The 22,225-nt window shown below is 64.6% G+C and carries 22 protein-coding genes; 11 read left to right on the top strand and 11 right to left on the bottom strand.

Going from position 1 to position 22,225, the window contains the following annotated elements:
- The first annotated feature begins 13 nt into the window (after window positions 1-13).
- Window positions 14-334: a hypothetical protein gene (locus tag IM816_RS04600; RefSeq protein ID WP_250339955.1), complete on the top strand. Its 321-nt coding sequence runs from the start codon at window positions 14-16 to the stop codon at window positions 332-334.
- A 436-nt stretch (window positions 335-770) separates the two neighbouring features.
- Here IM816_RS04600 and IM816_RS04605 read toward each other — a convergent pair whose 3' ends face one another.
- Window positions 771-1,610, bottom strand: coding sequence for a kinase (locus tag IM816_RS04605; RefSeq protein WP_250339956.1), 840 nt, complete (start codon window positions 1,608-1,610; stop codon window positions 771-773).
- Window positions 1,611-1,633: 23 nt separating this feature from the next.
- On the opposite strand from IM816_RS04605, the gene pdxH reads away from it, so the two are divergent.
- The 3 genes from pdxH to IM816_RS04620 are packed head-to-tail and all read left to right on the top strand — an operon-like array spanning window position 1,634 to window position 3,473.
- Complete coding sequence (gene pdxH, locus IM816_RS04610; protein WP_250339957.1) at window positions 1,634-2,221, top strand: pyridoxamine 5'-phosphate oxidase; 588 nt, start codon at window positions 1,634-1,636, stop codon at window positions 2,219-2,221.
- Between the two features lie 11 nt (window positions 2,222-2,232).
- On the top strand, window positions 2,233-2,673 hold the full coding sequence (locus IM816_RS04615) for a secondary thiamine-phosphate synthase enzyme YjbQ (protein WP_072322907.1): 441 nt from the start codon (window positions 2,233-2,235) through the stop codon (window positions 2,671-2,673).
- Window positions 2,673-3,473 (top strand): ABC transporter substrate-binding protein, encoded by an 801-nt coding sequence (locus IM816_RS04620; protein ID WP_250339958.1) that lies wholly within the window; start codon window positions 2,673-2,675, stop codon window positions 3,471-3,473. The genes IM816_RS04615 and IM816_RS04620 overlap by 1 nt, the downstream gene beginning before the upstream one ends.
- A gap of 22 nt (window positions 3,474-3,495) precedes the next feature.
- Here the strand turns inward: IM816_RS04620 and IM816_RS04625 are convergent, their stop codons facing one another.
- From IM816_RS04625 to IM816_RS04645, 5 genes are read right to left on the bottom strand one after another with little or no spacing between them, the layout of a single operon-like run.
- The gene (locus tag IM816_RS04625; RefSeq protein ID WP_250339959.1) at window positions 3,496-4,197 is read right to left on the bottom strand and encodes an arginyltransferase; all 702 of its coding nucleotides are present in this window, start codon (window positions 4,195-4,197) and stop codon (window positions 3,496-3,498) included.
- Between the two features lie 46 nt (window positions 4,198-4,243).
- Window positions 4,244-5,758, bottom strand: coding sequence for a GAF domain-containing protein (locus IM816_RS04630; RefSeq protein WP_250339960.1), 1,515 nt, complete (start codon window positions 5,756-5,758; stop codon window positions 4,244-4,246).
- Window positions 5,751-6,371: a biliverdin-producing heme oxygenase gene (locus IM816_RS04635; RefSeq protein ID WP_250339961.1), complete on the bottom strand. Its 621-nt coding sequence runs from the start codon at window positions 6,369-6,371 to the stop codon at window positions 5,751-5,753. Before IM816_RS04635 ends, IM816_RS04630 begins: the two co-directional genes overlap by 8 nt.
- Entirely contained in the window at window positions 6,372-6,764 is a 393-nt protein-coding gene (locus IM816_RS04640; RefSeq protein ID WP_250339962.1) for a hypothetical protein, read from the bottom strand.
- Window positions 6,765-6,815: 51 nt separating this feature from the next.
- Window positions 6,816-8,063, bottom strand: a complete 1,248-nt coding sequence (locus tag IM816_RS04645) for an alkaline phosphatase family protein (protein ID WP_250339963.1) — start codon at window positions 8,061-8,063, stop codon at window positions 6,816-6,818.
- 53 nt (window positions 8,064-8,116) lie between these two features.
- On the opposite strand from IM816_RS04645, the gene IM816_RS04650 reads away from it, so the two are divergent.
- Both IM816_RS04650 and hutU read left to right on the top strand, forming a co-directional pair.
- Entirely contained in the window at window positions 8,117-8,536 is a 420-nt protein-coding gene (locus tag IM816_RS04650; RefSeq protein WP_250339964.1) for a hypothetical protein, read from the top strand.
- Window positions 8,537-8,614: 78 nt separating this feature from the next.
- Window positions 8,615-10,285 (top strand): urocanate hydratase, encoded by a 1,671-nt coding sequence (gene hutU / locus IM816_RS04655; RefSeq protein ID WP_250339965.1) that lies wholly within the window; start codon window positions 8,615-8,617, stop codon window positions 10,283-10,285.
- Between the two features lie 210 nt (window positions 10,286-10,495).
- Here hutU and msrA read toward each other — a convergent pair whose 3' ends face one another.
- The gene (gene msrA, locus IM816_RS04660) at window positions 10,496-11,170 is read right to left on the bottom strand and encodes a peptide-methionine (S)-S-oxide reductase MsrA (protein ID WP_250339966.1); all 675 of its coding nucleotides are present in this window, start codon (window positions 11,168-11,170) and stop codon (window positions 10,496-10,498) included.
- A gap of 294 nt (window positions 11,171-11,464) precedes the next feature.
- On the opposite strand from msrA, the gene IM816_RS04665 reads away from it, so the two are divergent.
- Window positions 11,465-12,667: an HD-GYP domain-containing protein gene (locus tag IM816_RS04665; protein ID WP_250339967.1), complete on the top strand. Its 1,203-nt coding sequence runs from the start codon at window positions 11,465-11,467 to the stop codon at window positions 12,665-12,667.
- A complete protein-coding gene (locus IM816_RS04670) occupies window positions 12,664-13,914 on the top strand; it encodes a putative bifunctional diguanylate cyclase/phosphodiesterase (protein ID WP_072322917.1) in 1,251 nt (416 codons plus the stop codon). Before IM816_RS04665 ends, IM816_RS04670 begins: the two co-directional genes overlap by 4 nt.
- A gap of 12 nt (window positions 13,915-13,926) precedes the next feature.
- On the opposite strand, the gene coaE is transcribed toward IM816_RS04670, so the two are convergent.
- The 4 genes from coaE to pilB all read right to left on the bottom strand — a co-directional run bounded on the left by coaE (window position 13,927) and on the right by pilB (window position 18,604).
- Entirely contained in the window at window positions 13,927-14,532 is a 606-nt protein-coding gene (coaE, locus tag IM816_RS04675) for a dephospho-CoA kinase (RefSeq protein ID WP_250339968.1), read from the bottom strand.
- Window positions 14,529-15,398 carry a prepilin peptidase gene (locus IM816_RS04680; protein ID WP_250339969.1) on the bottom strand — a complete coding sequence of 290 codons (870 nt, stop codon included), beginning with the start codon at window positions 15,396-15,398 and terminating at the stop codon, window positions 14,529-14,531. Before IM816_RS04680 ends, coaE begins: the two co-directional genes overlap by 4 nt.
- A gap of 78 nt (window positions 15,399-15,476) precedes the next feature.
- Complete coding sequence (locus IM816_RS04685; protein ID WP_250339970.1) at window positions 15,477-16,742, bottom strand: type II secretion system F family protein; 1,266 nt, start codon at window positions 16,740-16,742, stop codon at window positions 15,477-15,479.
- A gap of 134 nt (window positions 16,743-16,876) precedes the next feature.
- Window positions 16,877-18,604, bottom strand: a complete 1,728-nt coding sequence (gene pilB / locus IM816_RS04690) for a type IV-A pilus assembly ATPase PilB (protein ID WP_250339971.1) — start codon at window positions 18,602-18,604, stop codon at window positions 16,877-16,879.
- Between the two features lie 182 nt (window positions 18,605-18,786).
- Here pilB and IM816_RS04695 point away from each other — a divergent pair, with 182 nt between their 5' ends.
- From IM816_RS04695 to IM816_RS04705, 3 genes are read left to right on the top strand one after another with little or no spacing between them, the layout of a single operon-like run.
- Entirely contained in the window at window positions 18,787-20,184 is a 1,398-nt protein-coding gene (locus tag IM816_RS04695) for an MBOAT family O-acyltransferase (protein ID WP_250339972.1), read from the top strand.
- Window positions 20,153-21,328 carry a hypothetical protein gene (locus IM816_RS04700; protein WP_250339973.1) on the top strand — a complete coding sequence of 392 codons (1,176 nt, stop codon included), beginning with the start codon at window positions 20,153-20,155 and terminating at the stop codon, window positions 21,326-21,328. Before IM816_RS04695 ends, IM816_RS04700 begins: the two co-directional genes overlap by 32 nt.
- A complete protein-coding gene (locus IM816_RS04705) occupies window positions 21,325-22,179 on the top strand; it encodes a glycosyltransferase family 2 protein (protein WP_250339974.1) in 855 nt (284 codons plus the stop codon). The genes IM816_RS04700 and IM816_RS04705 overlap by 4 nt, the downstream gene beginning before the upstream one ends.
- Window positions 22,180-22,225 lie beyond the last annotated feature (46 nt).

Raw genomic sequence — 22,225 nt, forward strand, 5'->3', positions numbered from 1 at the left:
AGTCGGAAACGTGATGGCTATCCCCGACCACCGAGAGACATTGCCCCTTCAGACGATTTACGACGAAGCCGGTTACCTTGATCAAATGCCGTTCGACCTTTTCCGAGAACTGATGACACACGTTTCGGAAGAGCTCGGCATCCCCGCAGGAAAGCTACGACTGTCGGACCGCTTCGACGCTGAGCTCGCTCCCGCGAGGGGAAACGAATTCGACTCGGCCGTCGCCATGCTGGCCTACGACCTGAAGCTGGCGGCAAAGCGTCATAAGCGAAAGCTAGACATGAGCGTCGAGACGTTGGACGGCTATCTAAGGCTCATGAGCGAACTCTATTGACCTAGGGATGCTCCGAACGCGTTATCGCAGATCGGCCCTCACGCATGAAAAAAGGTTCATCGCGGAATTGCTGGGCGCTGTCTGGATACGTCGGTTCATTCGCCGCTTGACTGCATGTCCGTCGGCTGGAGCTACCGCTAGCTCGTGCGGCGAGGCCAGAGCCTTCGGTGCCCCTCTCGCTGCTCAGACAGGTCCTCCGCGTTCGAAAAGGATGGCCGCTGGCGCGGCCTGTGTACCTAGTGGCCTTCGGCCGCTCTCTTGTGCGGAAACTCGCCTCGAGGGGGACACCGAAGACTCCCGCGATGACTGAGATCACGTGTTGGGAGAGCCGCAAACGCAGCCGAAGCGCGGCAAGCCGCTCGCCGTCGTGACTGCGAAGGCAGAAGCGTCCGGCGACTCCACGCGAACGACGTGCGAGAACTTGTTTAGGGCATCCCTACTTGGCCCCGGACCGCGGCGTGGTTGACGGGAGGGTCGCATGGCGATGGTCGTCCAGCGCGATCACCCAGTCCGCCTCGCTGTCCAACGTTGCCAACAACCGACGGCTGATCCGCTCGTAATGCTGGAGAAACCGTGCGAGCGTCGACGCATCCATCGCGCGCGGTTCGCGGCGCTCGCGCAGCGGCTGTTCGGCCTGCTCGCGCCAGCGCGCCACGACGTCCCACGATGGCGCGCGCAACACCACCAGCGCGTCGAGCCGTTTCCATAGCGGTAAATAATCCGCGAGGCGGGTGTTCACCCAGCGCCGCCAGGTGCCGTCCGGATCTTCATCGCGCTCCAGTGCGTTGATCGGTTCGATCAGTGTTTCCGCGTCGGCGGGCTTCGCACCGAGGCACCAGCCTTCGAGCACCACCAGCCTGGGAGGCACGCGGACCGAAGGCCACGTCTCGACGGGCGCGCGGTCGTCCTGGCCCTTGTCGAAGCGGGGCAGGGCGACAGGGTGCGTTGCCGACGCTTGGGCAAGCGCATCGAGCGTGGTGTCGAGCAAGTTCAGGTCATGTGTGCCGGGCACGCCGCGCGTGCGCAGCAGCGGATGCACATCCGTCGCCAGCGTCTCGCGCTGCATGCGGGTCAGATACACGTCGTCCAGCGACAAGGCCACGGCGGGCCAGCCCTGCGCGCGGGCCTGATCGACGATGGCAGCGGCGAGCGTACTCTTGCCGCTGCCCTGCACGCCGGAGAGCCCCAGCACGAAAGGGCGCGCCGCCCGCGCCGGACCCGCGGCGAAATGCCCGAGGACGGCGGCGGCCAGCGTGCTAGCATCGATGACTTCCATGGCCGGCAGCATAGTCCACCGTCATGCTCAACTCAGAGATTCTCGATACCTTTCGCGGCCTGCTCGACGAGGCCAAGGCTAGCGGCGACCGCGAGCCTACCGCGATGAACCTCGCCACCGTCGACAGCCGCGGTCGGGTGCACTCCCGCATCGTCCTGCTCAAGGCCATCGACGAGAAAGGCCTGCGTTTCTTCACCAATTACGAAAGCGCCAAGGCCGGCGAGATCGCCGAGCACGACCAGGTCGCGCTGTGCTTCCACTGGAAGCAGATTCGCGAAGGCATCCAGGTGCGCTTCGAGGGCCGAGTGAGCAAGGCGAGCGTTGAGGAGTCAGATGCCTATTTCGCCCGCCGTCCCCGCGGAAGCCAGATCGGTGCATGGGCCTCGAAGCAGAGCCAGGAACTGCCCGACCGAAAGACCTTCGACGAGCGCGTGGCGCACTACGAAAAGGAATTCGAAGGCCGCGACGTGCCGCGTCCCCCACACTGGGGCGGCTATCTCGTGGAGCCCGATCGGGTGGAGTTCTGGTACGGCGCCACCTTCCGATTGCACGAACGCATCGTGCACACCACGGAAGGTACAAGCTGGACGACGCGACTGCTCTATCCCTGACCGGAGGCTTCATGACTCGCGCCCAGCCCGTGCAGCACATCGCGCAGACCACGTTCACCGTGCACACCCGCGGCCGCTCGCTGGGCGAGGTGACCGAGCGGATTGCCGAAGCGATTGCGGCCAGCGGCGTCGGCACGGGCATCGCACACGTTTTCGTGCAGCACACCAGCGCGTCGTTGCTGATCGGCGAGAATGCCGATCCCACCGTCGTCGCTGACCTCGAGCGCTTCTTCGCACGGCTGGTTCCGGATGGCGACCCGCTGTTTCGCCATCGCGACGAAGGTCCGGACGACATGCCGGCGCACGTTCGTTCCGTGCTCACCGGCGCCTCGTTGTCGATTCCCGTGCACGGCGGCAAACCCTTGCTGGGCACGTGGCAGGGCGTGTTCCTCTACGAACATCGCCATGAGGCGCATCAGCGCAAGATCACCGTCACCGTGCTGGGGCATTGATGTCCGACGCGTATCCCCAGCGCATTGTCTGCCTTACCGAGGAACCAACCGAAGTGCTCTATGCCATTGGCGAGGAGCATCGGATCGTGGGCATTTCCGGCTTCACCGTGCGCCCGCCGCGGGCGCGGAAGGAAAAGCCGAAGGTATCCGCATTCACGAGCGCCAAGATCGATCAGATCCTGGCGCTGAAGCCGGATCTCGCGATCGGCTTTTCCGATCTGCAGGCGGACATTGCCAGCGAACTCATTCGCGCAGGCGTCGAAGTGTGGATCAGCAATCACCGCAGTGTGGAAGGCATCGTGGCGTACATCCGTCGTCTCGGTGCCATGGTCGGTGCTGCCACCAAGGCCGATGAACTGGCATCGCGTGCCGAGGCACATCTCGCAAAGATCGCCGCACAAGCGGCAGCGCTGCCGCGGCGACCGCGGGTGTACTTCGAGGAATGGGACGATCCGCAGATCACCGGCATTCGCTGGGTCGGCGAACTGGTGCGCATCGCCGGTGGCGACGACGTCTTTCCGGAATTGCTGGAAGAGCCCCTCGCGAAGCAACGCATCCTGGCCGATCCGATCGAGGTGGTAAGGCGCGAGCCCGACATCATTTTCGGCTCGTGGTGCGGCAAGCGCTTTCGGCCGGAACACGTGGCCGCTCGTCCGGGTTGGGCCGACGTGCCCGCGGTGCGCGACGGTGAGCTTCACGAGATCAAGTCGCCCATCATTCTGCAGCCAGGTCCGGCGGCGTTGTTCGACGGCATCGAGGCGATACACGCGGTCATTGCACGCTGGGCGATGCGGCCCTAGGACGACGCTTCGCGATGCCGCATCAGGGCATCGGGATCCAGCGATCGTGCTTGCGGATCTCCAACGGCCGGAAGCGGCGCTTGTAATCCATCTTGGGATGCCCCGCGATCCAGAAACCGAGATACAGGTACGGGATGCCGCGCCGTTTCGCCAGTTCGACTTGCTGGAGGATGCCGAAGGTGCCCAGGCTCCGGGCAGCTTCGTCAGGATCGAAGAACGTATAGACGGCCGACGCCCCAACCAGCGTGACGTCGGTGACCGCCACGCCGACCAATCGGCTGCCCTGGCGAAATTCGAGGAAGACGGTGGGACTCCATGGCGCGGTGAGGAAGCGTTGGAAATCTTCCGCGTCTGCGGCATCCATGCCGCCGCCACTGTGCCGTTCCTGAAGATAGCGCTGGTATAGCGCGTGACGCTCATGCGTGAAGCCCGGCAAGGCCTCTTCGATCGTGAGGTCGGCGTTGCGCTTGAGGCAGCGGCGTTGGGTGCGGTCGGCGACGAAGTGTTCCACGTCGATGCGGCAGGGCACGCATGCCTGGCACGCGCCGCACTGCGGCAAGTAGAGATGCCCGCCGGCACGGCGGAAGCCCTTGGTGAGTGCCGGACCGTACAGCCGATCGAGGTGCGGTGCGCCTGGATCGACCACGAGATTCTGCGCGGTCCGCTCCGCGTAATAGCCGCAGGTATGCGGCAGGGTCTGGAACAGGCGGACGCGATCGGTCATGCGTCGATGTTATAGCGCCCCGGCGAGCCCTGCGTCACCGCGGCTTTCACCGTCCCGTGGGGGGCTTGCGCGTCCGCTCGATCGTTTCGATCAGCACGCCCAGGCTGTGCGCCGATTCCAGGTGTTGGCGCGACCACGGGGTCGATCGCCCCCGCACGGTTTCCTGCCATGTCTCGAAACTCTGCCGGGGCGAGAGCCGGGCACCGGGGATGGTCTCGAGCTTCGCCAGTGCCGGATTTCCGCCCCAGCGTACGTGCCGTACCTGCTCCGTGCGTGTCCAGAGAATGGCGTCGTGCCGGTCCGGCCCCAACGGCATGAAGATCACGCCTGCGGCGAGATCCGTGATCGCAGATTCGGCCAACTCGGGGTGGCGCGCGCCCAGATCGTCGGTGTGTTGCACGCTCGCCCGTTCGTCCTGCGCGAATGCCTGGCGAATGCGCAGCAAGGCGGTCGCGTCGGGCAGATGTCCGTGGCGCATGACCTTGTCACCGGCGAAGATCGCCACGCCGTCCGCATCCACGACTTCCAACAATGCCGGCGCCAGCGAGGTCAGCAAGGCAGGATCGATCCGCTCGTGCTCGTCGAAGGCCGTCATGAGTTTTTCGCGCACGGTCGCCAGCGAGCTTTCCATCTCGATGTCGGCCAGTTCCTCGATTTCCGCCACGCGCGCCGCGAAAGCGCTCGCGATGCCGTCGGCGGCGTTGCGCATGCGGTGGTCGGCGAACAGGGGGCTGTAGTGGTGACAGGAAATGAGGCCCCAAAGCCTGCCGTCCACGATGATCGATGCCACGAGGCTCGCAGTGACACCCATGTTGCCCAGGTATTCCAGATGCACGGGCGACACGCTGCGCAGCGACACGTCGCTGAGATCGGTGGCCGCCCCCGTGAGCGGATCGTTGACCGGCCAAATCCGCGCAGGAACGTAGCGACAGTTGCTGATCTGGCGCACGCGGTTGCGCAGGTAGAGGGCGCGCGCCTGCACGGGAATATCGGTGGCCGGATAGTGCAGCCCCAGATAGGCCTCGAGATCGTCGCGGCGGGCTTCCGCAACCACCTCGCCGTGCCAGTCGCGGTCGAAGCGATAGACCATCACCCGGTCGTAACCCAGCACATTGCGTACGCGGCGAGCGGTGCGCGCCGCCGCGCGCTCCACCGTGGCATCGCCTTGCAGCTGCTTTGCGTGATCGGAGGTCACCCACGCGGGGTCTTCGTCGAAGAATGGGAGTCGCGGTTCGACCTCGATCAGCCAGCGGTCCGGGTAGGCATGCACAGCGGCATACCAGTCGGTGATGTCGGGCGCCTGCGGAAAGGTCACCGGCCACCAGGTGCTGTGTTCGGGGCGGTCGGTCTGAGCGAGGGCCGGCAGATCGAGCACCTCATGCAACGCGGCACCACGTGCCGCTTCCGGACTCAGGCCAAGCACGGCGCCGATGTTCTCGCTGACCTGGAGGATCGCCGCCGTTACTGCATCGACCACGAGCAGCACGCCGTGCGGTTGAATCGAGCCAGGAATGTGGATCGGCTCGCGATCGCAGGCGGTGAGGTCGGGGAGCTCAGACATGCGCGGGAGAGTCCTGTAACGTCTGTTGAAAGCGCGCGAACATGTGCCGCGCGGCATCGATGGCGGCCGCGAGCGAAGCCGGACTGGTCAGCACATCGTCCAGTAGGGACTGGAATCGACGCCATGGAGCGGCTGTGCCTTCCCCGATCGCATAAAAATGGTGCGGCAGGTGCGGGAGCCGCTCACGCAGCCCCTTCACGATGACGCGCCCGCCCAGGGCGGAACCCTCGATCACGTACAACTCGCCCAGAGCGGCAGGCAGTGCGTCGTCAGCGGGCATCCGAAGGGAAGGCACGGCGGTTTGCCGCAACTCGGGCAAGTGGTCGCGCTGTATCCCCGTGGCCATGAGGTCGCGGCGCAAAGCAGCGGCACGCGAGGCGTAGGGCCACCCATGCAGGACGCGCAGCGTATCCAGCCACGCCGACCGTTCCGCCTCCCAACGACTCAGGAGCGTCCACTGCGCGGCGAGCAGCCGTTCATAGCCGAGATCGTCCAGTTCGCCGGCAACGAGGCTGCGCATCATCGGCGAGGCTTCCGCCGCCTCGTGCGCGTCACGCGTCGCGGTCCGCAGGGCCAGGTGGGGCGGCGAAACGGCGGAGCGGGCGCCCGCCACTCAGAGGACCTGGGTGGCCTTGAGCACCACGACCAGCATGACCCCCGCCACGATCGCCAGCACCATCAGTCGGACCCGTGCAGCCGTGCGCTGCGCACGGGGGCGGTTTTCCGGCTGGCGGTGCAACTGGAGTTCTTCCTGGAAGCGCACGACGGGCTCGATGCCGATCTCCTTCAGCACGGCGCGCGCCGTGGGAAAGTCGTCGGCGCCTTTCACCCAGACCTGCGGCCACGCATCCCGGTTGTCCTGGCGCTGCGAATAGCTGAAACGCTGGTAGGTGGGGCGATTCCAGCTTGAGCGGTTGGTGACCGTCGTCTCGATGCCGTGCTCAGTGAGCAGGGCGACGACCCGGTCGATGTTGTCTTGGCGTGGCGAGGTATAGATCTGGCGCATCGGCCGATTCTACGGGAATTGCCGAGGCGCCGCCGGGCGCCCCGGCGCCCGTCACGGCGAGACCAGTGCGCCCTTCACATCGTCGAGGTGGCCGTCGTTCGGCAGCGGCTGCAGGCCAAGGAGATGGGCGAGCAGGGGGTACACGTCGACGTTGGGGAACGGAGCGATGCGGCTGCCCGGCCGAAACGCGGGGCCGCGGGCGACGAACAGCGCCCGCATGCTCGGATCGAGATTGTCGTAGCCGTGCTCGCCGCGCGACATCGGCGTGGTGCGCTCGGCGAGCACCTTGTGGCTGGTGATCGACCAGCCCGTATCGGCGAGGCAGACGAAGTCCGGCACTCGGGGATTCTTGCCGTAGTCCAGGCGGGCCGGCAGGTCGCCCTTGCGGTAGCAGTGCATGTGCGCGTGCGGGCCCAGCAGCCGCGCCACGGCATGGGTGCTGTCTACGCCGGGCTTCGCATCGAAGGTGGCCACGACGCCGTAGGAGACCTCCGCGAGCGCGTCGAGGTCGGTTTCCTCGTCGGCGAAGACGATGTTGCCGCGGGGAACGTCCGCCATGCCGTGATCCGACAGGACGATGAGGTTGGTGGTCTCGTAAAGCCCGCGACGGCGCAATTGCGCGACCAGATAACCGAGCGCGTCGTCCACCTCGCGCAGGGCGGCGTCGAGTTCCGCCGAATCGGGGCCGTACTCGTGCCCGGCATGGTCTACCGCGTCGAAATACAGCGTGTCGAAGACGGGCTTGGGGCCCGGCTCGTCGATCCAGGACAGCAGCTTGTCGACGCGCTGGCGCGAGGTCAGTGCATCGTCGAATGCAAACCAGTGGTCCGCCCACGCGCCGTGAATCTCAGCCTCGGAGCCAGGCCAGAACAGGGTCGCGGTGCGCAGCCCATGCCGTTGCGCCGTGATCCAGATCGGTTCGGCCTGTGCCCACCAGCGCCCGTCGCGGACCGCGTCACGGTTGGCCGTGGTGAACTTGCCCAGCGCCGTATCGCGCATGGTGTTGTTCACGATGCCGTTGCGATCGGGCACACGGCCGGTCACCAGCGTGTAGTGGTTGGGAAAGGTCAGGGAAGGGAACGATGGCAGCATGTACGGCGCGCTGGCGCCTTCGCGTTCGAGTGCGGCAAGGTTCGGAGTCAATCCGCGATCGATGTAGTCGGCGCGAAAGGCGTCGATGGACACGAGCAGGACGGGATTCGGGCGGGGCGCGGGCGCTACCGGTCGGGTGGCGCAGCCGGCGAGTACCGGCAACAGCAGCGTGAGGAAGATCACGCAGCGGGACAACGTGGCGTTCATGGGGAAGGACGTACGCTCTGGCACAGACAATCTCCCCATGATGGACGAGTCCCGTGACCAATTCATCACGCAAGTTCCTGCTTGCCTTTCTTGCTCTCGCCATGCCGGCGCTCGCGCTGGCGCAGAATCAGACTCAGCCGGTGAAGCCCGCCGCCCCGCCGCCGAAGCCTCGGCCCGTCGTGGTCGCCACGCCCAGCCCGAGCCAGCAGTGGCAGCGCCAGGTCGATCGCCAGCAGCTTCAGAGCCGCCAGGATCAGAACGCCCTGCGTGAGCGCCTCCGTCAGGACAACCTCGACATGCAGCGCACGAACACCAGCAACCCGGCACTGCGCAACCAGTTGGACGCCGCGGACCGCAGCCAGCAGGACCTCTACCGTGCGCGCCAGAACGCCGCGGTACGGCGTTATCAGACCGAACAGCAGACCGACGACACGCGGACGCTGCCGGCACGGAGCACGTCGACGGGGCACTGAGGCATTGCTGCGACGCGTCTGGCGAGGCGTCGCTGCCGGAGACCATAATCGGCGATCCCCAGGATCGGAGTCTCCCCGATGACCGCTGTCACGCGCATCGACACCACCCGCACCGTTCGCGCACCGCGCGGCGGCGAACTGACCTGCCGCAGCTGGCTGACCGAAGCGCCGTACCGCATGCTGCAGAACAACCTCGATCCCGAGGTGGCCGAGAATCCGGCCGAGCTGGTCGTCTACGGCGGCATCGGTCGCGCGGCGCGCAATTGGGAATGCTTCGACGCGATCCTGCGCAGCCTGCGTGAACTGCGCGACGACCAGACCCTGCTCGTGCAATCGGGCAAGCCGGTGGGCGTTTTTCCGTCGCACCCGGATGCGCCCCGCGTGCTCATTGCCAACTCCAATCTGGTGCCGGCGTGGGCCAACTGGGAACACTTCAACGAGCTCGATCGCAAGGGCCTGATGATGTACGGCCAGATGACCGCGGGCTCGTGGATCTACATCGGCTCGCAAGGCATCGTGCAGGGCACGTACGAGACCTTCGTGGAAATGGGGCGGCAGCATTACGGCGGGCAGCTCGCCGGGCGCTGGATTCTCACCGCAGGTCTCGGCGGCATGGGCGGCGCACAGCCGTTGGCCGCAAGCCTGGCCGGCGCGTCGTCGCTGACGATCGAATGCCAGCAGAGCCGCATCGACTTTCGCCTGAAGACCCGCTACGTGGACGAGCAGGCAACCGATCTGGACGACGCACTGGCGCGCATGGAGCGGTATGCGAAGGAGGGGCGCGCGGTCTCCGTGGCGCTGCTCGGCAATGCCGCCGACGTGCTGCCGGAACTGGTCCGACGGGGTGTGCGGCCTGACGCCGTGACCGATCAGACCAGCGCGCACGATCCCGTGAATGGCTACCTTCCCTCGGGCTGGACCGTCGATGAGTGGTTCGAGCGCCGCAAGAGCGATCCGGTGGCGACGTCGCGTGCCGCCAAGGCGTCCATGCGCCGGCACGTGGAAGCCATGCTCGCGTTCCACGCAATGGGTGTGCCGACCTTCGACTACGGCAACAACATTCGACAGATGGCGAAGGATGAAGGCCTGGCAGAGGCGTTCGCGTTCCCGGGCTTCGTGCCGGCGTTCGTCCGGCCGCTGTTCTGTCGCGGCGTCGGCCCGTTCCGCTGGGTGGCCTTGTCGGGCGATCCGGAGGACATCTACAAGACCGACGCCAAGGTCAAGGAACTGATTCCGGACGACCCACACTTGCACCGCTGGCTGGACATGGCGCGCGAGCGAATCAGTTTCCAGGGCCTGCCGGCGCGCATCTGCTGGGTGGGCCTCGGGCAGCGCCATCGCCTTGGGCTTGCCTTCAACGAGATGGTGCGCAATGGCGAGCTCAAGGCGCCGGTGGTGATCGGCCGCGATCACCTCGACTCCGGCTCCGTCGCCAGCCCGAACCGCGAAACGGAAGCCATGCGCGACGGCAGCGATGCCGTCAGCGACTGGCCGCTGCTCAACGCCATGCTCAACGTGGCCGGCGGCGCGACCTGGGTCAGCCTGCACCACGGCGGCGGCGTCGGTATGGGTTACAGCCAGCACAGCGGCGTGGTGATCGTCTGCGATGGCAGCGAGGCGGCCGACCGGCGCCTCGCCCGCGTGCTCTGGAACGACCCCGGCACCGGCGTCATGCGTCACGCGGACGCCGGCTATCCGGAAGCGATTGCCTGCGCGAAGGAGCAGGGCCTCGATCTGCCCATGCTCTGATAGGCTAAGACCCTGCGGCCATCCTGGTAGCGATGAGAACTCGCCGGAGGGAACTGGCTGGTGGGAGGCAGTTGGTGGGAGCCAGCCTGCTGGCGATGGGAGCTTGCCTCACCGCTTCATCGCTTCGTTGGCTTTTCGCCACCAGGGTGGTTCCCACCAGCAAGCTCCTACTGGAGCGGCGATTCGCCTGGGGAACCGCTATAGCGGTTCTCAGCGACCGTTGGCCCACTCGGGTGTGTAGCGCTCGGGATAGAGCCGCTGCAGGGCCAGCACCTTCGGCCGGTCATTGACCACGATGTACATCGTGTCCGGATTGAGGCGCATGTAGTCCTGGTGATAGTTCTCGGCCGGATAGAACGTCTTGAGCGGCGTGACCTCCGTGACGATCTTCGCCGGGAACGCGTGCGCCGCCGTCAACTGCGCGACATACGCCTCCGCGACCTTCTTCTGTTCGGGGTTGGCGTAGAAGACCGCCGATCGGTACTGGGTGCCGACATCCGGGCCCTGCCGGTTGAGCAGGGTGGGGTCCTGGGCTACAGAGAAGAACACCTGAAGCAGTTGCCCGTAAGTGACCTGCGTCGGGTCGTAGACGACGCGGACGGATTCCGCGTGGCCGGTGTCGCCGTCACTCACGTCGTCGTAGTTGGCATGGGCGGCGTCGCCGCCGGCATAACCGGCGCGCACGCTTTTCACCCCGCGAACGTGCTGGAACACGCCTTCCACGCCCCAGAAGCAGCCACCGGCGAAGACGGCGGTCGCATCGATGCGGGAGCCGGGGGCGACATCCACGATGGGAGCGGGCAGGCGGACTCCCGCGTCGCCCGCGGACGCGGCAGAGCACGCCGTGAGGGCGAGCAGGAGGGCAGGCAGGAAACGACGGCGCATGGCAATCTCCGACGGGGTTCGTATCCAATAAGACCGGACCACGAACCTTTATCTCACGCGCGGGTCTTCACAGTCCGACGAGTCCCTTCGTTCTTACCCTACAGAATTGGCGGGCGCCGCCGATACGCCGGGGGACGACCGTGGACGGGCGGCCCCGCGCGGATGGGACAACGTGGTTATGCGGTGGCACGTGCGCCGCTTCGATCTGCCGTTCATGCTCGCCTCCGCAGGCCGGCGGCAGCAATGGCAGGGGAGGGAAGCGTGGCGTACGACCTGGTAGAGAGACGCGTGTTCGTGACTGACCTCGAGGTCGGCATGTACGTGAGCCGTCTCGATTGCGATTGGTCCGCCACGCCCTTTCCGCTCCAGGGCGTGCCGATCACGTCTCGGGACGACATCGACAAGCTGTCCAAGTTCTGCAAGTACGTCTTCGTGGACCTGCACCGCCGGGTGGCTCCGGCGCAGACCCTGCCCAGGGTTGCCATGGCGGCCCGGACGGCAGCGCGACCAGCAATCAATCCGCGGCTCGTGGCGCGACACAGCTATACCGACACGGCCTCCTTCGAAGAGGAAGTGCCGCGCGCGCGCGAGGCGTTCAACACGATGGCGGCGTTTGCGGAGCGCCTGGTGGACGACATCCAGGCAGGCAAGCCGATCGAACCGGGCGCGGTCGAAGAGGCCGTGCGGCCGATGGTCGCCAGCGTGCTGCGCAGCGGCGATGCCTTCTTCTGGATCGAAAGCCTGCGTCGACGCGACAGCTACACCTATCAGCACGCAGTCGGCTGCAGCACTCTGGCGGCGGCGTTCGGGCGCCACATGGGCTTTGCGAGCGAAACGATCGAGAGCCTGGCGGCAGGCGGGCTGTTGCTGGACGTGGGCAAGGCGCAGATGCCGGAGGAAATGCTGAAGCGCCCCGGCCCGCTCAACGACGACGAGTGGGCGGTGGCGCGGCAGCATGTGAGCGAAGGCATCGCCATCCTCGATCATTCCGGCGTCGACGATCCGGAGATCCGCGACATGGTCACGACGCACCACGAGCGCTTCGACGGTAGCGGCTATCCCGCCGGGCTGGCGGGCACGGCCATTCCGCTGTCCGGCCGCATGGCGGCGATCATCGACAGCTACCACGCCATGTCGTCGATGCGACCCTATCGACCGGCGATGTCGCAGCACTTGGCACTGCGCCAGCTCTACGCCGGGCGCGATCGCGAATTCCAGGGCGAACTGGTCGAACAGTTCCAGGCCTGCCTTGGCGTCTACCCCACCGGAACGATGGTGGAGCTGAACACGGGTGAAGTCGCCGTCGTGATGGTGCAGAATCAGGCGCGCCGCCTGCAGCCGCGGGTGGCGATTCTCACCCGGGCGGACAAGGGGCCGCGCGAGGACTTCCTCATCGTCGACCTGATGAACCAGGCGGACGTGGTCCGCCGCGAAATCCTGCGAACCTTGCCTGCAGGTAGCCACGGTATCGACCCAAGGGAGTTTTTTCTTCAATGAGTGAGCGTGCCGATATCCTGCCCGCCGTCCAGATGATCCTCGACCGGGTAGTGCCGGATTCGGGCTGGCGCGCGGTGCTCGTGGTGAGATTGCAGGGCATGCGCGAGGCTCAGTTGCGCTTCGGCTACGACTTCGGCAACGAGATCATGCTGGCCGCCCGCGGGCGACTGGTTCAGGCCGTACGCCACGTCGATACGGTATTCGTAGCGGGCGACGATACGTTCGTGGTGGTGCTGCCTTCCGTGCGCAACCGCACCCACGCACTGCTGGCGGCGACCCGCATCGTCAGTGCCTTCGATGCGCCACTGCTCCGCGGCGAACGCCCGTGGCATGGCCGACCGGTAGTGGGCGTGGCCGTGCATCCGGAACACGGTACCGTGGCCGAGCTGCTTTACCGCCGCGCGGAACTCGCTCACGACGAAGCCGTGCGCGTCGGTGAGCCCTTCGCGCTTTACGAGCCCGATGCCACGCCGGTCGAGATTCTCTACGGTGAGCTGCGCGAGGACATCGAAGCCAACCGCCTGCACGTGGCCTTCCAGCCGTTGCATGACCTGCGCTCGGGCGAGATGGTGCGGGTGGAGTCGCTGTCGCGCTGGATCACCGCGGCCCAGGTCAATGTCGCACCGACCGATTTCGTCCAGTTCGCCGAGCGTAGCGATCTCATCGTGCCCCTGACGCGCTGGAGCCTCAACGCGTCGCTGCGCCATGCCGCTGCCTTGCATCGCGGCGGATGCCCGCTGGATGTGGCGATCAACCTGTCGCCGCGCGTTTTCGTTGAAGCCGGCTTTGCGGAACAGATGATCGGTGCGATGGAAATCTGGGGCGTGCCTCCGGAAGCCGTGATCGTGGAGATCACCGAGACGGCGCTGCTGACCGACCTCGACATGAGCGTGCGGGTGCTGCGTAGCCTGCGCGATCGTGGCGTGCGCGTGGCGATCGACGACTTCGGTACCGGTTACGCGTCGTTTGCCTATCTGCGCCATTTTCCGGCGACCGAACTCAAGATCGACCGCACCTTCGTCGATGCCATGACGACCGACGCCCGTACCGAACTGCTGGTGCAGGCCATGATCGACGTGGCGCATCGGTTGGGCATGGAAGCCGTGGCGGAGGGCGTGGAAAACGAAGCGACGCTGATTCGTCTCGTGGAGATGGACTGCGATCTGGTCCAGGGCTATCACGTTGGCGAGCCCGTGCCGGCCGAGCAATTCGTGGCGGAGCGTCTGGCGGCCGCGTCGCTCATCTGAGCCGAACGCGGCTCAGCGGGCTGCCAGCTCCCGGTACGTGCGGTCCAGGGTAGCCACCGCTTCATCGAGGCTGGATTCGTCACCGTCATTGACGATCACGTCGTCGGCGATGGCCAGGCGCTCGGGATGGGACGCCTGTGCCGCGATCATCTTCGCGGCCAGGGCCGGTTCGATGCTGTCGCGCCGCGTGAGCCGGTCCAGTCGTACGTGTTCGGGTGCGTCGACGACGAGGATGCGATCGACCCAGGCGTAGTGCTCGCGATTCTCGACAAGCAGCGGAATCGAAAGAATGCAGTACGGGCCTTCATCGGCCGCCACGGCATCGCGCAGCCACGTGCGGATGCGCGGATGCAGGATGCCTTCGAGCGTGGTACGTGCCGTGGGATCGGTAAAGATGCGCTGGCGCATGGCTGTGCGGTCCAGCCGCCCGTCGGCGGCAAGAACCTCGGGCCCAAACGCCTGCGCGATTTCGCTCAGCGCCTCCGAGCCCGGCTCGACGACGGCTCGCGCCGCGAGGTCGGCATCGTAGGCATGAATGCCGAGCGCCTCGAAGCGACGCTCCACGGCGCTCTTGCCCGAGGCGATACCACCCGTCAGCGCGACGACGTAGCCCGTCATTGCAGACCGCTGATTCGCAGGTATGCCGCGAGCAACCGATCGCCGGCCAGAAACCAGACCCAGCCGGCAGCGGCGATGTATGGCCCGAACGGGATCGGCGTGTCGCGCTCATGCTTGCGGAAGATCATCAGGCCACCGCCCACCAGTGCTCCGATCAGCGAGGAAAGCATGATGATGGGCAGCAGCGACACCGGCCCCATCCAGGCGCCCAGCGCCGCGAGCAGCTTGAAGTCGCCATGACCCATGCCTTCCTTGCCCGTGAGCAGCTTGAACGCCCAGTACACGCTCCACAGGCTGAGGTAGCCGATCAATGCAGCGAGAATCGCCGACGTGGGGGCGACGGGCAGTGGCTGCCACGCGGGAAGCAGGGAAAGCCCGAGGCCGATCCAGAGCAGGGGATAGTTGAGTTCGTCCGGCAGCAACTGGGTACGCGTGTCGATGCCGGACAGCGCGATGAGGAAATACGTAAAGACCAGGCCGGCCAGCGCGGCTGGCGTGGGACCGAAATGCCAGACGACCAATGCGCTGGCGACACCCGTGAACAGCTCCACCAGCGGGTACTGCGCCGAGATGGCCGTGCCGCAGTAGCGGCAGCGCCCGCGCAGTAACAACCACCCGAACACGGGGATATTGTCCCGCGCAGCGAGCCGATGCTTGCACTTCGGGCAATGCGACGGCTCCAGCGCCACGCCAGGGGGCTTCGGCTCATCGACCGGCTCCAGTTCGAGCACCTCGCGAGCCTGCCGCCGCCATTCCCACTGCATCCGCTCGGGCGTACGCAGGATGACCACGTTGAGAAAACTGCCTACGAGCAGGCCGAAGACGGCGGCGAGGGCGATCCAGAGGGCGAGGGGGATGTCGGGCATGGGCTCGTTTCGGCTGTCAAAGAAAAGCCCTCCTTCCGTGTTCGGAAGAAGGGCTCTTATTGTGCATCGGTTGTTCGCTCAGGTCGTGCCGGCGATCTTGAAGATGGGCAGGTAAAGCGAGATGACCATGCCGCCCACCAATCCACCGAGGATGACCATGATGAAGGGTTCGAGCAGGCTGCTCAGCGTATCGACTGCGTTGTTGACCTCTTCCTCGTAGAACTCGGCGACCTTGAACAGCATCGAGTCCAGGGAGCCGGATTCTTCGCCGATGGCGGTCATCTGCACCACCATGTTCGGAAACAGGTTGGTCTGGCGCATCGCCAGCTGTAACTGGTGACCGACCGATACGTCGTCGCGCATCTTCATGACCGCTTCACCGTAGACGATGCTGCCCGTGGCGCCCGATACCGCCTCCAGCGCTTCGACCAGTGGCACACCCGCCTGGAAGGTGACGCCGAGCGTGCGGGCAAAGCGAGCCAGTGCCGACTGCCGAAGGATATTGCCGATCACCGGAATCCTCAGCGACGCCCGATCGAGGAAATGGGCAAACTTCGCCGAGCGCTTCTTCGCCATGACCAGGGCGACGCCCGTTCCTGCGATCACCGCAATGACGAGCCACCAGTAGCTCTGCATGAATTCCGATGCCTTGACCACGACCATCGTGGGGACCGGCAACTCGGCGCCCGCGTCACGGAACGTCTGCTGGAAGACCGGCACGACGAAGAGGAGCAGGATCATGGTGACCAGAAGGGCCACGACGAGGACCATGGCGGGATAGAACAGCGCCTTCTTGATCTTCGACTTGATACCCTCGACGCGCTCCTTGTAGGTCGCGACGGTGTCCAGGATGGTGTCCAGCACACCGGCAGACTCACCGGCATGTACGAGGTTTCGATACAGCTCGTCGAATTGGACGGGGTACTGCCCAAGCGCCTCGTGAAGGGATGCGCCGCCTTCGATGTTGGACTTGACGTCCAGAAGCATGTTCTTGAAGCGGACATTCTTCTGGCCGTTCGCGATGATGTCGAAGGCCTGCACCATGGGCACGCCGGACGCCATCATGGTGGCGATCTGGCGGCTGAAGATGGCGACATCGCGCGGCTTGACCGTGCTGCCGGAGCCACCGAACAACGGCTTGGCACGCTCACGGACCGTCTGCGGATTCATGCCCTGGCGGCGCAGTTCCGCCTTGACCAGAGATGCGTTCTTGGCCTGCATCTCGCCCGTCATACGCTTGCCGCGCTTATCGAGCGCGGTCCAGTCGTACATCGTCAGCTTGTTGACCTCGGACCTGGCGGCGCCGAGCGCGCGCGAGGTCTTGTTGGCGGTGGCTACTGCCATGGCGTGATGTTCCCCCCGGATTCAACTAGTCGAGGGAGCGCCTTTGGCGCCCCCTTCCTGGCGGACAGTCTGAACGACTTTCCGCTTATTTTTCTGCCATATGGCGCACATCCTGACGGTGCGGCCGCCGAACATCAATCCTTGGTGACGCGGTTGATCTCGGCCAGGCTGGTCACACCGTTCCTCACCTTGAGCAGCGCCGAGGCGCGGAGGTCGTTGATCCCGGCCTTGCGGGCCACTTCGGCGATCTGGAGAGCGTTGCCCCCCTCCAGGACGATCTTCTGGATGTCCTCGACCATGGGCATGACCTGGTATATGCCCACGCGGCCCTTGTAGCCCTCGTTGCAGCTGTCGCACCCCACCGCTTCGTAGATGGTGATGCCCTCGTCGATTTCCTCCTGGGTGAACCCCTCCGCCAGCAGTGCGGCCGGCGGGAGCTGGATCGCCCGCTTGCAGTCGTGCAGGCGTCGGGCCAGGCGCTGGGCGATGATCAGGGTGACCGAGGAGGTGATGTTGTAGGGCGCGATGCCCATGTTCATCAGGCGGGAGATCGTCTGTGGCGCGTCGTTCGTGTGCAGGGTGGACAGCACCATATGGCCGGTTTGGGCGGCTTTCACGGCGATCTCGGCGGTTTCGAGGTCGCGGATTTCGCCGACCATGATCACGTCCGGATCCTGGCGCAGGAAGGAGCGTAGGGCGGCCGCGAAGGTCATGCCGCGCTTGGTGTTCTGCTGAACCTGATTGATGCCCTCGACGCGGATTTCGACCGGGTCTTCCACCGTGGAGATATTGCGTCCCTCGGTGTTGAGGATGTTGAGCGCCGTATACAGCGACACAGTCTTACCCGAGCCGGTCGGGCCGGTGACCAGCACCATGCCGTAGGGTTTCTCGATAGCTTCCAGATACAGCTTCTTCTGGAGTTCCTCGTAACCCAGCTTGTCGATGCCGAGCTTGGCCGACGAACCGTCGAGGATACGCAGCACGATCTTCTCGCCGAACAGCGTGGGCAACGTGCTGACGCGGAAGTCGATCGCGCGGGTCTTGGTCAGGTTGAGCTTGATGCGGCCATCTTGCGGCACGCGGCGTTCGGCGATGTCCAGGCCGCTCATGACCTTGATGCGCGAGGCGATCCGGTTGCCCAGCTTGATCGGCGCAGTGGCTACGATGCGCAGGATGCCGTCCATTCGCAGGCGCACGCGATAAACCGTTTCGAACGGCTCGAAGTGGATATCCGAGGCGCCGCGCTTGATGGCGTCCACCAGGATCTTGTTCACGAACTTGACGACCGGGGCGTCGTCGTTGGCGTTCGCGTCGATGCCGGTGGTGCCTTCGCCGTCGTCGTCGCCCGTTTCCATTACCAGTTCGTCGAGCCCGCCGTCCTCGAAACCGGGCACGTTGGCGTTCATCGCCGAAAGGGCGCTATCGATCACCCGGCGCAACTGCCCACGCTCGACCAGTACCGGCTCGACCATGTGGTTCGAGTGGAACTTGATCTCGTCGAGCGCGTGCGACTGCATCGGGTCGGCGATGCCGACGAACAGCCGCTTGCCGCGCTTGAACAGGGGAAGTGCCTGGTGCTTCGTGATCAAAGCCTCGGTCACCAGGTCCAGTGGCATCGCGCCCGGCGCCATGGAACCGATGTCCATCAACGGCATGCCGAATTCCGACGAGGCCACCTGAGACAGCTTGCCGCTGTCGACCAGATTGTGGTCAACCAGCCAGGCTGAGAGAGAAACACGTTTCTCGGCGGCATCCTGCACGGCCTTGCGCACGTCCGCCTCTGGCAGCACACCTTCACTGACGAGGCGCCGTGCCATGCCGGTCAAGCCGGCGAGCATGGGCTGATGCATTTGTGATGCCATCTTGAATCCCGAATCCCCGAGGTATGGTCCTGAATCTACTCTAGATTGTGTTCCCGGTCACGCGCAGCGCGGTGAAGGCGCGCGTCATTCGCTTTCCTTCCGCTATCATGCCGCAGCCCTTGGGGCGCATACCGGAACGCCCGGTGTCCCGTTGTATTCCTGCCCGCTCCAGGGGGAGCTAGGTGCTTTTCAACTCGCTGAGTTTCCTGGTCTTTTTTTCGCTGGTTTTCCCGATCTATCTGGCGCTGCGCGGTTGGGGCGCGAAGCGGACGTTTCTGCTCCTGGCGAGTTACGTGTTCTACGCCGCCTGGAATCCTGCCTATGTCTTCATCCTGGCTTTCTCCACGGGATTGGACTGGTGGCTTGCGCGTCGACTCGGTCAAGAAACATCGGAGGGGCGCAGGAAAGCGCTCCTCGTGGTCAGTCTGCTCGCCAATCTGGGCTTGCTGGGGTTCTTCAAGTACGGCGGCTTTGCGTTGCAGACGGCCCAGGACGTCATGAGTGCGTTCGGGGTGTCTTACATGCCGCCGGCCTGGAACATCGTCTTGCCGGTAGGTATTTCTTTCTACACCTTCGCCTCGCTCTCCTACACGATCGATGTTTATCGCCGTGAAATTCCTGGCGATGCGTCGCTGCGCGATTACGCCTTGTTCGTTGCTTTTTTTCCCCATTTGGTGGCGGGCCCGATCGTTCGTGCCCGCGCACTGTTACCCCAGATCGCAACGCCGCGTAACGTAACGCCTGAACACGTGGCCTACGGCATGGTGCTGGTGCTCATCGGGCTGTTCTGCAAGGACGTCCTTGCCGACCGGCTTTTTGCGCCCGTGGTGGATGCGGTCTACGGCACGCCGTCGGCGTTCGGTATCGTCGGTGGCTTGGCTGCGTTCTTCGGTTTTGCGGGCCAGATCTATTTCGATTTTGGCGGTTATTCGCTGTGCGCTATCGGTCTTGCGATGTGCTTTGGTTTCGCGTTCCCCGATAACTTTCGTTTCCCGTATGGGGCAAGAGGTTTCTCGGACTTCTGGCGTCGTTGGCACATATCCTTGTCCACTTGGTTGCGCGACTATCTCTACGTTCCGTTAGGCGGGAATCGCGGCGGCCGGTGGCGGACACATCGCAATCTGTTGATCACGATGCTGCTGGGCGGGTTATGGCATGGCGCGTCCTGGATGTTCGTGATCTGGGGCGCCCTGCATGGGCTGTACCTTGTTGCAGAGAGAGCGCTCAGGTCGCGTTGGACAGGTAGGACGAACGTAGCCTTGGACGCCATGGTGACAATCCTGACGTTCGTTCTGGTGTGCGTGGCCTGGGTGGCTTTTCGCGCACCCAATCTTTCTTCGGCATGGGCCTACCTGGGCACATTCGCACGCTGGAGGGATGGGTATGCGGATGAATGGTTGGCTCTCGCTGCGGCACTGTGCATGTTCGCCTGGCACTGGCGCATGCGCGACCGCTCTCTGGACGAATGGCTGGCAACGCTCGGGACCGGATCGCGCGCCGTCGTTGCTGCAGCATGCATGATCGGCATTTTCCTGGCGTCGGGGGGCGATGAGCGTGCGTTCATCTACTTCCAATTCTGATATTCACCTGGTCCAGCGATACATACCCGGCGGCCGCTGGGTGATCCCCCTGGTGCTGGCAGGGTGCCTGAGCCTGCTCGCGATCGCCGCCGAAGAATGGGCGCTCGCGAGGCGCGGATTCGAGCCAACGATCGTCGACTCGGCGCCCATCTGGGCGCGTGAGCGCGAGCGGGCCAGCAGCCTTGGAGATCGCGCGCTTATCCTGATCGGCGCATCGCGGATGCAACTGGATGTCGATCTCGACACCATGCGCCGGATGACGGGACACGAGCCCGTTCAACTGGCGATCGACGGCAGCTCGTTCGTACCCGTGTTGCAAGATCTCGCGAACGATGAACGGGTGACGGGAACGATCCTCGTCGATTACCAGGATCATGTAGTCGACGATTTGAACAGGGAAGACGGCGCTGTCGCCTATCTTGCCGAATGGCGACGCGTGAACCATCGCCGCGCCATACCCGATTTTGCTACGGTCGAGGCCTGGCTGGACGACTTGCTGCATCGACATCTACGGAGTTTCGCCGACGGGTCCGGGCCATTTAAGTCACTGGCTTTACGGGTCTTCGACTCTACAGCCACGCCCCAGTATCTTGTGACGCTTCCCGATCGCGAGCGCCGCGCGGACTATGGCAAGGTAGCCATGCCTCAGTTTTACTACGCCAGAGTGCTCCGCAATGCGGGGATCACGGAGGTGCCATCTGCGCAGGGGTGGGCGGCTTTCGATGCGGAAGTTGCCGGGCGCATCCGGACACTGCGAATGGCGAATCTTTCGCATTTCGAGCAAAACGCACGGGCGATCGAGCAAATGGTCCGGAAGATCGAGCAGCGGGGAGGTCAGGTGGTCTTTATCATGTTTCCCCGCAGTGGCCTGGTCCGAGAGGCGGACGAGCGGATGTTCCCTCGCCAAAGGTATTGGAACCGATTCATGCAGATCGTCAAGGCTCCTGGGCTCCACTACGAAGACGTCCCTGTATTGGCAGCTTTCGTCTGTCCTGACGGTGCCCATCTGGACATGCGCGACCAGCAGGCCTTCACTCGCGATCTGATGCAGAACTTGTTCAAGGTGAACGATCCTTCTGTATCTGCCACGACATTCCCTTCGACCGACACACCCGACAAAGAACGCCAGGAGCGACTCCGTTGACACGTCTGACTGTGGTTATTCCTGCGAAGAACGAGGCGGCGGCACTCGTTGAGCTTCTGCCACGCGTGCGCTCGGTACTGCCGGACGCGGAGATCATCGTCGTCGATGATGGATCCTCCGACGACACGAAGGGCGTTTGCGCGAACGCGGGTGTCATTTGCCTGTCTTCTCCCTATTCGATGGGTAATGGTGCTGCCATCAAGCGTGGGGCGCGCGCAGCCTCCGGCGAGATCCTTGCGTTCATGGATGGCGACGGTCAGCACGATCCCGCTGACGTATTGCGCCTGCTCGCGCGGCTGGACCAGGGTTTCGACATGGTGGTGGGAGCGAGGGATTGGGGCAGTCAGGCGGGCGTCGGTCGCGGGTTGGCCAACACGCTGTACAACTGGCTCGCTACCCGCATGACCGGTCACGTCGTGGAGGATCTGACGTCCGGCTTCCGCGTTGTGCGTGCGGCGCGTTTTCGGGAATTCCTGCACCTTCTTCCCAACGGCTTTTCGTACCCTACGACCAGCACCATGGCATTCTTTCGCAGCGCCTACGGCGTGGCCTATGAACCGATCAAAGCGGCGCAACGCATCGGCAAGAGCCACATTCGTCCGTTGAAAGATGGCGTGCGCTTCCTGCTCATCATCTTCAAGATTGCGACGCTGTACTCGCCGCTAAAGCTATTTGCTCCGGTGAGCTTTGCGTTCTTTGCTCTGGGCTGCCTCAATTATCTTTACACCTATCTTTCCTACGGACGCCTTACCAATGGAAGCACCTTGATGTGGAGTGCCGCAGTCATCGTGTTCCTCATCGGTCTGGTATCTGAGCAGATCACCGCGCTGACCTATCGCCGTGACGGATGAGCAGGCTCGAAAGCCCCGCCTCGTCGTGCTGGCGTCGACGTATCCG

Origin of the sequence: Luteibacter flocculans, assembly GCF_023612255.1 — a bacterium.
GTDB classification, from domain to species: Bacteria; Pseudomonadota; Gammaproteobacteria; order Xanthomonadales; family Rhodanobacteraceae; genus Luteibacter; species Luteibacter flocculans.

What these genes read in the sequence shown, in the direction of transcription:
- IM816_RS04600 (WP_250339955.1), top strand. Translation starts at nt 14, where the DNA reads ATGGCTATCCCCGACCACCGAGAGACATTGCCCCTTCAGACGATTTAC.
- IM816_RS04605 (WP_250339956.1), bottom strand. Translation starts at nt 1,610, where the DNA reads ATGGAAGTCATCGATGCTAGCACGCTGGCCGCCGCCGTCCTCGGGCAT.
- pdxH (WP_250339957.1), top strand. Translation starts at nt 1,634, where the DNA reads ATGCTCAACTCAGAGATTCTCGATACCTTTCGCGGCCTGCTCGACGAG.
- IM816_RS04615 (WP_072322907.1), top strand. Translation starts at nt 2,233, where the DNA reads ATGACTCGCGCCCAGCCCGTGCAGCACATCGCGCAGACCACGTTCACC.
- IM816_RS04620 (WP_250339958.1), top strand. Translation starts at nt 2,673, where the DNA reads ATGTCCGACGCGTATCCCCAGCGCATTGTCTGCCTTACCGAGGAACCA.
- IM816_RS04625 (WP_250339959.1), bottom strand. Translation starts at nt 4,197, where the DNA reads ATGACCGATCGCGTCCGCCTGTTCCAGACCCTGCCGCATACCTGCGGC.
- IM816_RS04630 (WP_250339960.1), bottom strand. Translation starts at nt 5,758, where the DNA reads ATGTCTGAGCTCCCCGACCTCACCGCCTGCGATCGCGAGCCGATCCAC.
- IM816_RS04640 (WP_250339962.1), bottom strand. Translation starts at nt 6,764, where the DNA reads ATGCGCCAGATCTATACCTCGCCACGCCAAGACAACATCGACCGGGTC.
- IM816_RS04645 (WP_250339963.1), bottom strand. Translation starts at nt 8,063, where the DNA reads ATGAACGCCACGTTGTCCCGCTGCGTGATCTTCCTCACGCTGCTGTTG.
- hutU (WP_250339965.1), top strand. Translation starts at nt 8,615, where the DNA reads ATGACCGCTGTCACGCGCATCGACACCACCCGCACCGTTCGCGCACCG.
- msrA (WP_250339966.1), bottom strand. Translation starts at nt 11,170, where the DNA reads ATGCGCCGTCGTTTCCTGCCTGCCCTCCTGCTCGCCCTCACGGCGTGC.
- IM816_RS04670 (WP_072322917.1), top strand. Translation starts at nt 12,664, where the DNA reads ATGAGTGAGCGTGCCGATATCCTGCCCGCCGTCCAGATGATCCTCGAC.
- coaE (WP_250339968.1), bottom strand. Translation starts at nt 14,532, where the DNA reads ATGACGGGCTACGTCGTCGCGCTGACGGGTGGTATCGCCTCGGGCAAG.
- IM816_RS04680 (WP_250339969.1), bottom strand. Translation starts at nt 15,398, where the DNA reads ATGCCCGACATCCCCCTCGCCCTCTGGATCGCCCTCGCCGCCGTCTTC.
- IM816_RS04685 (WP_250339970.1), bottom strand. Translation starts at nt 16,742, where the DNA reads ATGGCAGTAGCCACCGCCAACAAGACCTCGCGCGCGCTCGGCGCCGCC.
- pilB (WP_250339971.1), bottom strand. Translation starts at nt 18,604, where the DNA reads ATGGCATCACAAATGCATCAGCCCATGCTCGCCGGCTTGACCGGCATG.
- IM816_RS04700 (WP_250339973.1), top strand. Translation starts at nt 20,153, where the DNA reads ATGAGCGTGCGTTCATCTACTTCCAATTCTGATATTCACCTGGTCCAG.